The organism is Arenibacter sp. F20364 (genome assembly GCF_023015905.1).
Lineage (GTDB): Bacteria > Bacteroidota > Bacteroidia > Flavobacteriales > Flavobacteriaceae > Arenibacter.
The window spans coordinates 117481-133202 of the sequence record NZ_JALKBD010000004.1 but is presented as its reverse complement, the minus strand read 5'-3'; the positions used below and the strand labels follow the sequence as shown (position 1 = coordinate 133202).

Sequence of the window (15722 nt, the reverse complement as noted above, 5' to 3'; positions counted from 1 at the left end):
CGGAGGTTTTAATTACACAATGCTGGGGGTTAGATATTTAGAAGATCTTCAATTAATATTCGTTACGAATATAGGCCATGTGAAATATATTTTTAGGTTAATCTAAAAATTAATAATTATCTTTATAAAAAATAAGAGCAATGTTATCCCATGTCGAAGAGAATTATCTGAAAGAAATTTATGGGCTGCAAGAAGCTACCCTTAGGGGAGTGAGTACGAATTCGATTGCGGAAAAAATGCAGACGAAAGCTTCTTCCGTGACAGATATGCTACAAAGGCTTTCCAATAAGGATTTAGTAGTTTATACCAAATATAAGGGAAGCCGACTTTCCGAAAAAGGAAGGCTAATGGCTATTTCTATTGTTAGAAAGCACAGGCTTTGGGAAACTTTTTTGGTTGAGAAACTAAACTTTCTTTGGGATGAAGTACATGATATTGCCGAGCAATTGGAACATATTAAATCGGATAAACTGATCAAAAAATTAGAAGCTTTCCTAGGTAACCCCAAGTTTGACCCGCATGGTCATCCTATCCCCAATTCCAATGGACAGATCAACAAGTTGAACAGTGTATCCTTGGCTGAGTTTAAAATAAAGGAAGAAGGGGTGTTTGTAGGGGTGAAGGATTCTTCAGATAGTTTTTTAAAGTATTTGAATAAAATGAATATAGCCATAGGTGATACCTTGAAATTGCTATATATTGAACCTTTTGACAATTCTTTCCTAATTAGTGCCAATACCAGGCAATTTAATATTTCTGAAAATGTGGCCAAAAACTTATATCTAAGAAGCGAATGAATACCTATAATCCCATAACGGCCCTAGTGGTGTTTTTTGCCCTTTCCATTTTGGCCTATCTGCTGTTCAGGCCCAACAAGGGATGGTTTTGGCTGATCAGAAATAATTCAGGTTCGAATGATAAAATTGTTATAGAGGATGTTCTAAAGTTACTGTATCACAATGAAAACGCGGACAAACATCTCAATATAAACGACATCATCAGAACCTTGAAATACAATGACCGTCTTATACTTGAGGGTATCAATAAAATGTCCGACCATAAGCTGATAAGTATTCAAGGAGATAATGTAAAGCTTACAAAATCAGGGATCGATTATGCCCTGCGTATTGTTAGGGCCCATAGGTTATGGGAGAAATTCTTAGCTGAAAAGACTGGTTTTAAAGAAGCCGAGTGGCATGAGAGGGCAGAGAGGAAGGAGCATGAACTGAGCAAGGTGGAGACCGATATTTTGGCATCCAAGTTGGGGAATCCCCAATTTGATCCCCATGGTGACCCCATACCTACCAATACCGGGAAGATAGCCAAGATTAAAGGCACCCCGGTTTCCGAACTATCTGTGGGGACTATAGGCAGAATTGTACATATAAAGGATAAGCCCGAAATTATATACAAGCAGATCCTAGCCGAAAATATCCACATCGGATCTCTGATTAGGATCGTAGAAAAAACTCCTGCCCGAATAGAATTCCATTCGGAGGGGGAAGCCTTTATATTGGCTCCTATTATGGCGGGCAATATTACAGTTTCGGTTTTGGAGAAGGATGTGGTTTATGAGGAGGATTTGGCGAGGTTGTCCATTTTAAAAGAGAATGAAACAGCCCAAATCATTGGAATATCCAAAGAAATTAGGGGGGATAGCAGAAGAAGGTTGTTGGATTTGGGTTTTGTGAGGGGAGCGGAGGTCAAAATCGACCTAATGAATCCATTGGGTGACCCCAAGGCCTTTTTAATAAAGGGTACCAGCATTGCCCTACGCCAAAATCAGGCGTCAAAAATATTAATAAAAAAAGATTAGAACATGGAAGTGAAGCCTAAAAGTGCATGTGAGGCCTGTCCCCAGTTTAATGCGGATGGTTTAAAGAAATTAGGGGTAAATACAACCGATTTCGATTTTGTCGTGGCTTTGGCAGGCAATCCTAATACTGGAAAAAGTACTGTTTTTAATGCTATGACAGGGTTACGCCAACATACCGGAAATTGGCCCGGTAAAACTGTGACCAGGGCAGAAGGGGCTTTTGAATATAATGGTGATAAATTTAAATTGTTAGACTTGCCCGGAACCTATTCTTTGCTCTCCACCTCGGAGGATGAGGAAGTTGCCAGGAATTTCATTCTTTTTGGGAAGCCCTCTGTAACCGTAATCGTAGTGGATGCCAGTAGGCTGGAAAGAAATCTAAATCTGGTGCTACAAATATTGGAGATTACCTCTAAGGCTGTTCTTTGTCTGAATTTAATGGATGAAGCCGAGAGAAATAATTTGGAAATCGATACGCGTACTTTGGCAAGGGATCTAGGGATCCCAGTGGTGCCTACCAGTGCAAGGTACAATAGGGGAATTCCAGAGTTGATCCAAACCATAAGTGAATTGGCGAATGGAAAAATTGTATGCAAACCCCACCGCATAAAGAATATACCCCAAAATATAGAGCAGGCTTTGGAAAAGTTGAGTACGGAAATAGAACAGGTATATCCGGATATTCCAAATAGCAGATGGATTGCTTTGAGATTATTGGAGGGGGACAGAAATATCATTGAGACCCTTAAAACGGGTGAATTCGTGTAATTATACTATAATGGACACAAAAAAAATAGACAATATTATTTCTCTATCCAATGACCTTCGTTGGCAAATTGGAGATGAATTTCACGATAATTTGGCAGAGGGCATTTATGCAGATGCTGCTGAAATTGTAAAGGATTCGGTTCATAAAAAGGATGAAAAAGGAGCGATTAGGATAGATGCCAAAATAGACAAGATTATCACAAGTAAGGTCTGGGGATTCCCGCTTATGTTTTTGATTTTAGCTCTGGTTCTGTGGATGACGATCGTTGGGGCCAATTATCCTTCCGCCATGTTATCGGGATTACTTTTGGATACTGTTCACCCGGCCTTAAAGGGATTTGCGGCTACAATGGGCATGCCTTGGTGGCTTGACGGTTTTTTAATTAATGGCGTGTATTTGGCGGTTGCATGGGTCATTGCGGTTATGCTGCCCCCTATGGCCATATTTTTTCCATTATTCACCCTGCTAGAGGATTTTGGCTATCTGCCCAGAGTAGCCTTTAATTTGGATCATTTGTTCAAATTATCCGGAGCACATGGGAAACAGGCCTTGACCATGAGCATGGGTTTTGGGTGCAATGCCGCAGGTATTGTGGCTACGCGGATTATAGACAGCCCCAGGGAAAGATTGATTGCCATTATAACAAATAATTTTTCGCTGTGCAATGGGCGTTGGCCAACCCAGATCCTAATAGCAACCATTTTTGTAGGGGCCCTAGTGCCCGCTACGTATTCGGGAATTTTGTCATTGGCGGCAGTCATTGGAGTAGCCGTTTTGGGAATGGTATTTATGTTTTTGGTATCATGGGGTCTCTCCAAAACGGTTTTGAAGGGAGAAGTATCTACCTTTAATTTGGAATTACCACCCTATAGGCCCCCAAGATTTTGGAAAACTATCTATACTTCCCTAATAGATAGGACCTTGATCGTTTTATGGAGGGCCATCGTTTTTGCGGCCCCAGCTGGAGCAGTTATTTGGCTGATTTCAAATATATATTTTGGAGATTCCAGTGTAGCCGCCTGGTTGATAGACTCCTTGGACGGTTTTGGATTCCTTTTGGGACTAAACGGCGTTATTCTAGTAGCCTATATTGTGGCTATCCCAGCCAATGAAATTGTAATACCTACCATTTTGATGCTTACCGTGCTGGTTACTGGAATTTCAGGTGGGGCAGGGGCAGGAGTAATGTTCGAATTGGATTCCGTAACGGCGACCGGTGATATTTTGAGAGCAGGAGGTTGGACCTTGCTTACGGCGGTTAACCTAATGTTGTTCAGTTTGTTGCACAACCCATGTAGTACTACCATTTATACTATTTACAAAGAGACCAAAAGTGTTAAATGGACAGTGGTAGCCTCAATACTACCGGTTATAATAGGATTTGTGGTGACATTTTTGGTAGCGCAGATTTGGAGATTGAGCGCATAGATTCTCTAATTTTCTGGAATTTGTCCCGCATATTTTGGTTGTTGGAAGTATAATTAGTTTTTGATAAAGGGATTTATTCCTTAAGTGTCTCCAATATATTGGGATTTTACTACTAGCTACTATTCCACATTGGGCAACTGGTAGCTTACATAGGCACCTGCGATTCCGAAAAGGGATAGCACCAAAATGATACCTTCCGTAGAGATGGTCGCCGCCACCGCACTTATACCACCGGTAATCAAGAGAATAAGCCCTATAATGGTGTTGCTGACCGCTACATAATCTGTACGTTTATTTCCACCGGCCATATCAACGATATAGGTTTTTCTGCCCAAGCGCACCCCACTATGGGCTATTCCCAATATAAAGAAAGCGACCGGATACAACCAATAGGCGTTTTTGGCAATTGGCACATAGCTCACAAGAATAAACATTACAATGCCTAAAAGTGCAGCAATGGTTGCCGCAATAACCATTACGTTTTTGCTGGAAAGATCTGCCATTCTTCCCCATACAGGGGCACTTATTATAGATGCCAATCCGTTGGCGATAATAAAAAGACCCAATAGATAGCCTCCCTTTCCTGCATTGGTCTGGGCCAGTAGTACGTAAAAAGGAGCTGTTAAAGCCGAACAGAGTAAAAGTGAGCGTGCTATGATAAACCGTCTGAAATTCCTGTCGGATCGTACCAAATCCATGCGTTCTAAGGCTTCCTTCCATCCGTTTTTGCCTCCAGAGGTTTCACCGGGAAATTCCCGTATACCTAGATATATCAGTGCCGATATCAACCACATGGCACTCGCAAAAAAAATGGTGTAGCTATAAAAGGTGATACCGGCATCACTTTTTGATTGATAGATCATATAAAGTCCGGCAAGTAACACCAAGATTCCGGAGACCGCAACGGTATATCCTTTTAATTTTCCCCTTCGTGTCTTGGGAATCGTTTTTCCCAACACGTCCTTGGAGGCAACCGAACATAATCCACGGGATAAACTAAAAGTCACAAGAAAAAGGATTATAAGCCACCCAGCTAGGGAACCCTGGGTATATAACGTTACAAAACCTATGGCGGCCATAGATACAAATTGGAGTAGCGATCCAATGACATATACCCATTTACGCTTTTCTTTGGTCCTTATATAACTGGCAATAGCTAATTGGGGTAGCATTGATCCAGATTCTCGGATTGGGACTATAAAACTGATGAGATAAACAGGAGCACTAACATAACTCATTACCCAAGCCAGGACTGTTTTGGGGTTGCTCAGCGTATCTCCCAATTTGGTGAAAATATTGCTCAGCATCAAAAGGAAATAATTTTTTGGGGTGTATTGGCAGGCAGATTCATCAATATCCTTACAAATACGGGCATCCTCCTCATTGTTCAAATAGTCATATAATTTTTCTGTCCAGTGAATCTGTTTCATGCCTTTTCTTTTACCTTTTTGTTGGCTGCTATAAGGTTGGGAAAATCGTTTTCCATTTATAAATTTTCCAAAGCATAAAACTAATGGTTCCATACAGTCTATGCCAAAACTTTCTTGGATTATATGAATTCTAAATATAATATTTAGATAAGACATGGAAAGGGATTTATGGCAAAATAATATTCTTGTTTTTTTAATAAAATTAGACTAAAAACGAAATAAGGAAACTGATACATAACTGGATTAAAATCACTAACTTGTATAAAAAATTACTGTTATGCCAATCTACATGGATCGTCACGAAATTCCTAAGGAGATCACCGCGCTGCATGTGGCACAAATGCATCGGGAAGATTTAAAAATAGAACATCTTTACGGATGCAAGGGAATGACCTATTGGTGTGATGAAAAAAGGAGAACCGCTTTTTGCCTAATTCAGGCCCCCAATAAAAAGGCTATTCAGGATATGCACAATCATGCCCACGGAGAAGTCCCCCACAGAATTATAGAAGTAGAGAGTTCCATAGTGGAATCATTCTTGGGCAGAATCGAGGATCCTGAAAAATCACAAAAGACAGAATTAAATATTATCAATGACCCCGCTTTTAGAACCATAATGGTCATTGGTCTTAGAAAGGTATCTTTTTTGGGAAGTGACCCTAAGCATATGGATAATGAAATTGGTAACTATAATAAATACATTCTTGGATCTGTAGAAAAATTTTTGGGCAGGGTGGTAAGACAAAAATCAGGATATTTCTTGGTGTCCTTTAATTCGGTGACCAATGCTGTACTTTGTGCTCAAGAGATACATACCCACCATATCGACTCCTCAAAGAAGTTCGACAAAGATTTTCATTTGAGCATAGGATTGAATGCAGGAGTTCCAGTGACCGAAAAGGATGGTATTTTTGAGGATACAATTAAACTTGCAGAACGGTTATGTGAATTGGTCCAAGGTAAAATTGTGATGTCCCCTGACGTAAAGGAATTGTATGAAAGCGAAAATTTGAACATTAAATTGAACCAAAAGTATATTAAAGCGCTTAATCAAGCCGAGGAGAAATTTGTAAATCTGTTAATGGACTATACGGAGAAAGATTGGGCCAATGCTGCTTTCAATTCCGATAACTTCAGTAAAAATTTGGGTTATAGTAAATCCCAGTTATATAGGAAAATGGTTGCTCTTACCGGGAAATCCCCCAATACCTTTATAAAGGATTATAGATTGGACAAGGCTTTGAAGTTATTGAATAAAAAAGTGAATAATATTTCCGAGACGGCCTTTACTACCGGATTTAGCAGTCCTGCATACTTTTCAAAATGTTTTATGGATAATTTTGGAATCCTTCCATCCAAATACATCCAAAATTTTGTTCTATAGGTTTTATTTATGGCTATATCGCCCATGCTCGAATTTTGTAATTATTTGAATTAAAAGTAGAGGCTTTCCGAATTGTTTTAATTTAATTTTACTTCCAACAAAAAGCTGATCATTGCAAAAAGAAGTGTTGTAGGATTGTCAATAGCTCATAGTAATACCTTGATCGTTGCTGCTTTTATTTAATTATACCCCTCGTTTTATAAAATAATAACCAATTCCCCCTTCGTTTCTTTTTTCAACTATTAATGCACTTCCTGTGGGCAGAGGCTTATGTGGCTCAGAGTTGTGCACACTAAATCAGGGGAGTTAAGGTTGGATAGAAATCATAGATGAGCTGTAATTATTAACCGTAAAACATTTTAGTCATGAATAACACTCTCAAGTATTCCCAATTAAAAGTTGTCATTTTGATTTTGACATTTTTTGCAAGTTTTTCCTTTTTTGGCCAAGGTGACACTGAAGAAGTGAAGGAAACATCACTGGTAAGGACGCATATGGATAAAGATCTACAATGGGGCCCTTGCCCATCCTTTATGCCCGAGGGCTGCACCATATCCGTCTTACACGGTGATCCAGCAAAAAATAATGTGGATGTATTTTTTAAAGTACCTGCCAACTATGTAATACCTGAACATTGGCATAGTTCTGTAGAACGTATGATTCTTGTTTCTGGAGAATTGCACGTTACCTATGAAGGGGAAGAGGAACAAATAATGAAAGTGGGCTCTTATGCCTTTGGTCCAGCGACAAAACCGCATACCGCAAAATGTGGAGATAAGGATCCCTGTGTATTATTCATTGGCTTTGAGGAACCCTTGGACGCATTTCCAATGGTATTAAAAGAATAAATAAAGCTACATATAGATCTTGTTAGAAAAAGTTATACGAAAACTAAAAAATTACAATTATGGAAATGGTTATTGGTATGGATGCCGGCCTTATAGCATCCTTTAAAAAAGAAATAAGGGGAGAAGTGATTATGCCATCCGATGATAATTACAACAGCACCCGAAAGGTGTACAATGCCAATATTGACAAACATCCGGGGATGATGGTCAAATGTGTGGATGTGGCAGATGTAATAGCTTCGGTAAACTTTGGAAGGGAAAACAATTTGTTGATCGCCGTTAGGGGAGGAGGTCACAATGGAGGCGGATTGGGTATATGTGATGAGGGTATGGTAATAGATCTGTCGGGATTAAAATTTATTCGTGTTGATACTTCCAATAATACAGTTCGTGTTGGCGGGGGGAATCTTTGGGGAGAAGTAGATCATGCCACCCATGCCTTTGGACTGGCAATCCCTGCAGGAATAATCTCTACCACAGGGGTTGGGGGACTAACCCTAGGTGGAGGTGTAGGCTATCTTTCCAGGAAATACGGACTTACCATAGACAATTTGTTGGAGGCTGATATGGTTTTGGCCGACGGTTCCTTTGTTACCGTGAACGCTAAGCAGAATGCAGATCTTTTCTGGGCCATTCGAGGGGGTGGAGGTAACTTTGGTATAGTGACATCCTTTAAATTTCAGGCCCATCCTTTGAAAACGGTGATTGGGGGACCTACCCTGTGGCCCATTGAGCAGACCGAAGAAATAATGTCCTGGTACGATGAATTTATTCATAAGGCGCCAGAAGATCTAAACGGGTTTATTGCTACTATGGTTATTCCGGGACCACCATTTCCGGAACAACTGCACAACAAACAATTTTGTGGCATAGTATGGTGTTATACAGGAAAGCCCGATAAGTTTGAGGAGATTTTTAAACCGGTCTTGGCTAAAAAACCGTTGTTCGAACACGTAGGGGAAATGCCATATCCGTCTATACAAACCTTATTCGACGGACTCTTTCCGCCAGGATTGCAATGGTATTGGAGAGCCGACTTCTTTAATAAATTAGGTCCGGAGGTGAGGGCTGGCCATTTAAAATATGGTTCTAAAATTCCAACTCCACTGTCGCAAATGCATTTATATCCCATTAGCGGGGCCGCAGCTAAGCCAGGGGCTACGGATACACCTTGGGCCTATAGGGATGCCAAGTACGCCGGTGTCATTGTGGGGGTTGATCCAGATCCGGGCAACGCGGACAAAATCACTAGCTGGTGCAAAGATTATTATGATGCATTGCACCCGTATTCCTCCGGAGGTGCCTATACCAATTTTATGATGGACGAGGGCCAGGAAAGGGTGAAGGCCAGCTATAGGCAAAATTACCAGCGTTTGTCCAGTATAAAAAAACAATATGATCCCAATAACTTGTTCCGTGTAAATCAAAATATCATGCCAAGCAATTAAGGTATGGAACAGTGATTGGCAACCCAACTAATTAAATTAGGGTGTAAAGGGTTTGGTTATTATGAAGGGGATTATGCTGTCATTATACATCCAATATCTTTTGTGCCTCAGTCCCTATACGCTTTTTGGTTTGCTCGGTGATATATTTCCTTTGGTCTATTTGCTGGGGCTGTTCCGAGGTGCAAAAATAACTGTGGATACTTCTTCGGGGCTTGGTGGTACGGTTGGTAGTTCCTCCGTGCCAGGCGTGAGAGTTAAAAATAAATACGGATCCTGCAGGGGCTTGAATGATAACTTCATCAGGATGGGGAAGGCTGGGGTCCTTCATTCTCTCTTGTGGCGATACACCAAGTTTATGGGTTCCGGGCACAATCCTGGTGGCGCCATTATTTTCGGTAAATTCGTCTAACAACCAAATGGAGTTACAGACTTTGTAAACACCTTCCACCATTTTATTTCCCCAGTCTACATGTAGATTCTGATGTCCAAGTCCGGGTTTGGCAGCCCTGTAGTTAAGGGATGATAATTTGAAGGATGGGCCCAGAACTGCGGAGATGCCGGCGAGCACTCTAGGGTGTGTGTAAAACACATCAAAAACGTCTCCTTTGTTGACCAGATCGGCTAACCTGTCGGCCCCCTCTTCCTTAGGATGCCGTATATATTTTGATTCTACCAATTCTGCACCTGCAGCCTGGCCTTCATTGAACATCAACTCTTCGATCCTTTGGTTAATGGCTTTCACCTGATCGTCTGTTAAGAGTTTACCCAAAGATAAATACCCTTGGCTATCCAAAAATTCAATTTCTTCTTTTGTTAACATGTTATATTATTGTCTCTTTTAAACGCCTAACTCTGTTTTTGCATCAAAAGATACAATTTTATCAGTATAACTTCTATTTAATGTAGTTAAATGGCCTACTTTTTCTTAGCGGGGGATATCAGGTTCACCCATAGGGAACACAATAGAGCTAAAAATGCCAGGCCTACCGTAAAATAATTTGTAAGTGCCGTACTTGGCAACCAGCCCGTTATTTCTTCAACCAAAAAGGCAATATAACTCCTAGGAAGATTTTGTTCCCCCAATCGTTCCAGGACCTCGTAATGCCAATCCGTTAAAAAGCAGTAGCCCCATCCCTTCCATATACCCAATACCACCCAGGATCCAAAGGTCAAAAGTAAGGTCATAAAATTAAGTTTTCGTGTACGGGCAAACATCCAGCCGAATAAATTAAAAATAATCAGGGCCGAATGGAAAACAAAGAAAAAAATATTCGCTATCCCTAAAAATAAATCGTCCATCAGGTATAAGGATTGGTTTTTCTGAAAAGATAGCAAATTTTTCCTGCCAAACCGGTTTTGCCAAATTAGGGGAAAAGCAGTGGGTCTAGGGGTGTTTAAAATATTATTATTCAGCTTTTTAAGGTAATATTTTGTAACTTTAAAAGAGTTCCATTTTTCTCCTCTCCCCTGAATCTTTAACCTAGTTTCTTATGGACAATTTAGAATCACAGCGTGATGGCGAAAGCTTTCTTCTAAAATTGACCGAGATTATTCGTAATAATTTTGATAACGAACAATTTGGGGTTAAGGAAGCTGCCCGTATTTATGGAGTAAGTCGCTCGCATTTACACAGACGGTTGAAAAAGTTGACTGGTAAATCCGTAAGCCAGTTCATTCGGGAATTGAGATTGGAAAAAGCAATGGAGCTTCTTCAAAAGGATATGGCCACGGTATCGGAAATTGCATATTCCGTAGGCTTTCACAGCCCCACCTATTTTAATACTTGTTTTAAGGAACGCTATGGCTTTACCCCTGGGGAAGCAAAAATTCGAGAGCACTTGGAGCAAGAACACCCAAAGTTTAAAAAAACTGGTAAGGAGAAAACAATATTTATAGTAGTGTTGGGCATCCTATTCCTAATAACTATGTTTAGCTATATCAACAACAGAAGTATTCTGTCAAAACTCCAAAAGGATACTCCTTCAATTTCCCCACTATTGTCCGATGATAGTACTAAGTCCATTGCGGTTTTGCCCTTTAAGAATTGGAGCGGAGACCCCGAATTGGAATATATAAGTGATGGGATGACCGATGCTGTTATCAGTAGAATTTCTGAAATAAAGGACATGGATAGAGTAGTTCCTTTTACGTCCAGTGTCCAATTCAAGAACAGCGAAAAAAGTATGCCTGAATTGGCAAAAACACTTAATGTATTTTACATTCTTGAAGGAAATTTTCAAAAACAGGGTAGTCAATTTAAAATAAATCTACGTTTGAATGACGGTCCCTTAAATAAACAACTATGGTCGGGATCATATTCTGGAGAATGGAAGACGAATGAAATTTTCGAAATTCAATCCAAGGTAGCAGAAAATGTTGCCAACATTATGAATGTGAAACTTACCGAAAGGGACTATGATGCTTTCACGGGAATACCCACAAAAAGTGAAGAAGCCTATAATTATTATCTCTTGGCAGAATATCAGAATAATAAATTTAATCAATCATCATTTAAGAATGCCATTCCTTTATATGAAAAGGCCTTTGCAATGGATTCAACTTTTGTAGAACCCTTGTTGGGCCTTGCCGACATATATGTTACAGGAGGCGCAGTTTGGGGCTTGTACGGAGAACAGGAGGCTTGGAGAAATGCCAAATTTTATTTACAAAAGGCTTCAGCAATTGATGGTGAAAATGTGCGTTTGTCCGATCAGTTGTTTGTTGGCAAATTTTATTTTGAATGGGACTTTGAGTCCGTGGAGCAGTATATTTCGGACAATTACGCCCATAAGGGTGCCGATAATTGGAATGAATATCTTTTTGTAGATTACTACATTAAGACCGGTAAATGTGCATATGCTCTTTCTGAATTGAATAAACTTATATTGGAAGATCCCTCTTTTGGATGGTTATTTGCCATTAGGGCCTCTGTGATATTTTTTTTGTACTCGGCAGCAGAAGCTAAAAAAGAATTAAGACAATTTGATCCATTATTCTTGGATGATATGTTCTACCTAAGGGAAGCAGCCAAATGGTATTATTATTTTGGGGCATATGAAGAGTCTAGATTAAAGTTGGAGAAATTGATGAATAGTTTCCCTGACCGCCCGCCCATTGTTGCATGGCTTAATGCGGTACATTTTGAAATGGCCAATAACCGTGAAGGTGTCCAGGAAAGCCTTTCCACTTTACAAGAACACTACATTAAAGGTTCTTCAGGTAGTCCGGCCTGGTTCATGGCGCTGTATTACTGCCATATTCAAGAAGATAGGGAAGTATTCAAATGGCTTCAAAAATCCTACGATAACCACGAAGTGGAAATGACCTGGTTACGTGCCGAGCCTTTGTTGGCAACATATAGGCAGGATCCGAGGTATTTGGACCTGTATAGGAAAATGAAGTTTCCCGTGCCTCCTCTTTCGTCCCTGGACTAATCTAATTGCTTTTGTGGTTCTATTCTCCTTTTAAAACAACATAAGTGTAAGGTTTTAAGTCATTTGTTATATACTTCAAAATTAACTTTTAAAGAGCGTATACATAATTGCTATGTGCAGCTAAACAATTAATCGCAACTTAGGTTTCAAGGAATTATGAACAGTTTAAACCACCTTATCATGAAACAATTTGTAACATTATTGATTTTTTTTAGTCTTGCAGGCCTGGTGCTTGCACAGGAAGACAATGACGGAATTGACCCTGTAACCTTGGACGCCATAACAGTGTCTCCGGTTAATGTTGATTATTTACGGGAGGTAAATGATGGAAATACTCCGGAAGTTGTTCAGGAATTGCAGTTCAAGGCCGCTAATTTTGATGTAACCTCCTTATCCGAATACGATAAAAAGGATATCCATACTTTTGATGTTGTGTTTAAAGCGAGTAACGGGGATATTATAGCGTCCTATACAGCTGATGGTTCAATAGTAAAAGCCTTTGAAAAGTTTGAAAATATTGTACTGCCAATGACCGTGCGTAAAATGGTATTTGACGGCAATGATGGATGGAAAATGGAAAAGAATCACTATGTGTGTGTATTTTCCGAAGACAATTTGACCAAAAAACAGTACAAGGTTACATTGACGGACGGGCATCAAAAGAAGAAAATGACCTTAAATTTTGATGATTAATAATTCAATTGCTATGCGGTTTCTTTAGCCTTACTCCTCCGGTAAGGTTTTTTTTATATTTGTTCCAAAGCCCCATTTCAATGGATTAATTGGTGACTGTAAAAGCTTCCCATTCTAAGATTAAAAAACCAATGCACGTAATGGTAGCCAACTAAGCCCGTAAAAATATTTGCATTATTATAAGGTAGCAACATTTATACCTCTAAAATTAGCGCTCTATTTTTTCAAAAAATTGAAATTACCCCCCAGATTGGTTAAATTCTCCAAACTAGACCAACTTTCCCAATCACAGCGATTTCCTTAATTTTACGGATTTTATAAGGACAATATGAATAAATTATCTTGTCTGTTCCTTATATTGGTTTTGATTTTTGCCTGTAAGGACTCCAGGACAAACAATGTTTTAACTTCCCAGAATACTATGAATATTACCAATAATCCGTTACTTGTAGAAAGTACGCTACCCTATGGTGCTCCTGATTTCACTAAAATCGATAACAGCCATTTTAGGGATGCCCTTTTGAAGGGAATCACTGAACAACAAGCAGTTATAGAGAAAATAGTAAACAGTACTGATCCAGCAACTTTTGATAATACCATATTGGCACTGGAAAAGAGCGGAGTACTTCTAGAGCGTGTACGGAATATATTTTCTGCACTGACCGGTGCACATACCAATGATACGCTTCAAGCCGTACAGGAGGAAATGGCACCAAAATTTTCTGAACTTAACGATGCTATTTACCTGAACGATAAATTGTTTCAACGTGTTAAATCCTTGCACAGTGCAAAAGAATCTCTGGAACTTGATGCCGAATCCCAAAAATTATTGGAAGACTATTTCGAGGATTTTGAAATAGCTGGTGCCAACTTATCCCCAGAGGATAAGGAGACTTTAAAATCATATAATTCACGCTTGGCCACCTTGGTAAATTCTTTTAACAAGACCTTACTTGAGGCTAATAATGCCGGGGCCGTTGTTTTTACTGAGAAATCGGATCTCGCGGGATTATCTGAAGCCGAGTTGAAATCTTTAGAGAACAAGGATGGGGAAGGATGGAAGGTTCCGCTTCAAAATACAACGCAGCAGCCATTATTGCAATCCTTGAAAAAAAGGGAGACACGGGAGAAGTTGTTTCAGGCTGCTTGGATGCGTGCCGATGGAACTGCTCAGGATACTAAAACGTTAATTACTGAAATAGCGGAATTACGTGCCAAAAAAGGGGCCTTGTTGGGCTTTGCCAATTATGCGGAATGGAGCCTACAAAACACTATGGCCAAAATGCCGGAGAATGTAAATAAAATGTTTGCCGGACTTATACCTGCCGCTACGGCAAAAGCAAGGCAAGAGGCAGAGGAAATTCAGCTAATGATAAAGAAAAAGGGAGGGGATTTCGTTCTGTCTCCGTGGGATTGGAACCTTTATGCCGATATGGTGCGTATGGAAAAATACGATCTGGACGAAAACCAGATAAAACCCTATTTTGAATTGAAAACAGTACTTGAAAATGGGGTTTTCTATGCTGCCGAAAAACTATACGGAATAACCTTTAAAGTCAGGACCGATATTCCTACCTATCATAAAGATGTATTGGTTTATGAGCTTTTTGAGGAGAACGGAGATCCGTTGGGATTGTTCTATGGCGATTTCTTTTCCCGACCAAGCAAGCGGGGAGGGGCCTGGATGAGCAATTTTGTAGATCAATCCAAATTATACAATAAAAAACCTGTTATTTACAATGTTTGTAATTATCCGAAACCCGTGGCCGGTGAGCCGGCATTACTGACCTATGATGAGGTGGAGACCATGTTCCATGAATTTGGACATGCCCTTCACGGCTTTTTTGCCGATCAGCAATACCCGTCCTTATCAGGTACCTCGGTGGCGAGGGATTTTGTAGAGTTTCCTTCCCAGTTCAATGAAAACTGGGCCCTGTATCCTGTAATCCTGAAAAACTATGCCCTTCATTACCAAACAGGGGAGCAGATACCGCAGACGCTTATCGACAAGATAAAGAAATCCGGGACTTTTAACCAAGGGTATAGCCTAACTGAAAATTTGGCGGCCTCTAACTTGGATATGCAGTGGCATACCATTTGTTCCGATTTTAGAATCGAGGATGCCAATGCTTTTGAAAAGGAAGCTTTACGAAAGACTGGATTGGATGTGGTCCCCGCCGTTCCCCCACGATATAGATCCACCTATTTTGCACATATCTTTGGCAGTGGTTATGCTGCGGGATATTATTCCTATCTATGGACTGAAATGCTTCATCACGATGCCTATAATTGGTTTGAGACCCATGGAGGACTTACCCGTGAAAATGGTCAGCGCCTACGTGATATGATCTTGTCTAGGGGCAATACCCTGCCCTTGGAAAAAATGTACAAGGATTGGCGCGGTAGCGATGCACAAATAGAACCTATGCTAAAAGCACGGGGGTTACAATAATTGTAGCCTTGAATTATCTT

The 15722-nt window shown here is 40.1% G+C and carries 11 protein-coding genes and 1 pseudogene; 9 read left to right on the top strand and 3 right to left on the bottom strand.

Going from position 1 to position 15722, the window contains the following annotated elements:
• Positions 1-140 precede the first annotated feature (140 nt).
• From MWU84_RS04505 to feoB, 3 genes and pseudogenes are all read left to right on the top strand, one after another.
• Positions 141-797: a metal-dependent transcriptional regulator gene (locus MWU84_RS04505; RefSeq protein WP_246898750.1), complete on the top strand. Its 657-nt coding sequence runs from the start codon at positions 141-143 to the stop codon at positions 795-797.
• Complete coding sequence (locus tag MWU84_RS04500; RefSeq protein WP_246898747.1) at positions 794-1816, top strand: DtxR family transcriptional regulator; 1023 nt, start codon at positions 794-796, stop codon at positions 1814-1816. Before MWU84_RS04505 ends, MWU84_RS04500 begins: the two co-directional genes overlap by 4 nt.
• A 3-nt stretch (positions 1817-1819) precedes the next feature.
• Positions 1820-4013: pseudogene (gene feoB, locus MWU84_RS04495) on the top strand (ferrous iron transport protein B).
• 119 nt (positions 4014-4132) lie between these two features.
• Here the strand turns inward: feoB and MWU84_RS04490 are convergent.
• Positions 4133-5443, bottom strand: a complete 1311-nt coding sequence (locus MWU84_RS04490; RefSeq protein WP_246898745.1) for an MFS transporter — start codon at positions 5441-5443, stop codon at positions 4133-4135.
• A 277-nt stretch (positions 5444-5720) separates the two neighbouring features.
• On the opposite strand from MWU84_RS04490, the gene MWU84_RS04485 reads away from it, so the two are divergent.
• The 3 genes from MWU84_RS04485 (at position 5721) to MWU84_RS04475 (ending at position 9123) form a co-directional block, all read left to right on the top strand.
• Positions 5721-6827 (top strand): nickel-binding protein, encoded by a 1107-nt coding sequence (locus tag MWU84_RS04485; RefSeq protein WP_246898742.1) that lies wholly within the window; start codon positions 5721-5723, stop codon positions 6825-6827.
• Positions 6828-7192: 365 nt separating this feature from the next.
• The gene (locus MWU84_RS04480) at positions 7193-7675 is read left to right on the top strand and encodes a cupin domain-containing protein (protein ID WP_246898740.1); all 483 of its coding nucleotides are present in this window, start codon (positions 7193-7195) and stop codon (positions 7673-7675) included.
• A gap of 59 nt (positions 7676-7734) precedes the next feature.
• Positions 7735-9123: an FAD-binding oxidoreductase gene (locus tag MWU84_RS04475; RefSeq protein ID WP_246898738.1), complete on the top strand. Its 1389-nt coding sequence runs from the start codon at positions 7735-7737 to the stop codon at positions 9121-9123.
• An 82-nt stretch (positions 9124-9205) separates the two neighbouring features.
• Here the strand turns inward: MWU84_RS04475 and MWU84_RS04470 are convergent, their stop codons facing one another.
• The gene (locus MWU84_RS04470) at positions 9206-9943 is read right to left on the bottom strand and encodes a phytanoyl-CoA dioxygenase family protein (protein WP_246898736.1); all 738 of its coding nucleotides are present in this window, start codon (positions 9941-9943) and stop codon (positions 9206-9208) included.
• A gap of 95 nt (positions 9944-10038) precedes the next feature.
• The gene (locus MWU84_RS04465; RefSeq protein ID WP_281502506.1) at positions 10039-10422 is read right to left on the bottom strand and encodes a DUF2784 family protein; all 384 of its coding nucleotides are present in this window, start codon (positions 10420-10422) and stop codon (positions 10039-10041) included.
• Positions 10423-10613: 191 nt separating this feature from the next.
• Here MWU84_RS04465 and MWU84_RS04460 point away from each other — a divergent pair, with 191 nt between their 5' ends.
• From MWU84_RS04460 to MWU84_RS04450, 3 genes are all read left to right on the top strand, one after another.
• Positions 10614-12557: a helix-turn-helix domain-containing protein gene (locus tag MWU84_RS04460; protein ID WP_246898733.1), complete on the top strand. Its 1944-nt coding sequence runs from the start codon at positions 10614-10616 to the stop codon at positions 12555-12557.
• 180 nt (positions 12558-12737) lie between these two features.
• Positions 12738-13250 carry a hypothetical protein gene (locus MWU84_RS04455; protein ID WP_246898731.1) on the top strand — a complete coding sequence of 171 codons (513 nt, stop codon included), beginning with the start codon at positions 12738-12740 and terminating at the stop codon, positions 13248-13250.
• A 328-nt stretch (positions 13251-13578) separates the two neighbouring features.
• Positions 13579-15702 carry a M3 family metallopeptidase gene (locus MWU84_RS04450; RefSeq protein ID WP_246898729.1) on the top strand — a complete coding sequence of 708 codons (2124 nt, stop codon included), beginning with the start codon at positions 13579-13581 and terminating at the stop codon, positions 15700-15702.
• Positions 15703-15722: the final 20 nt, after the last annotated feature.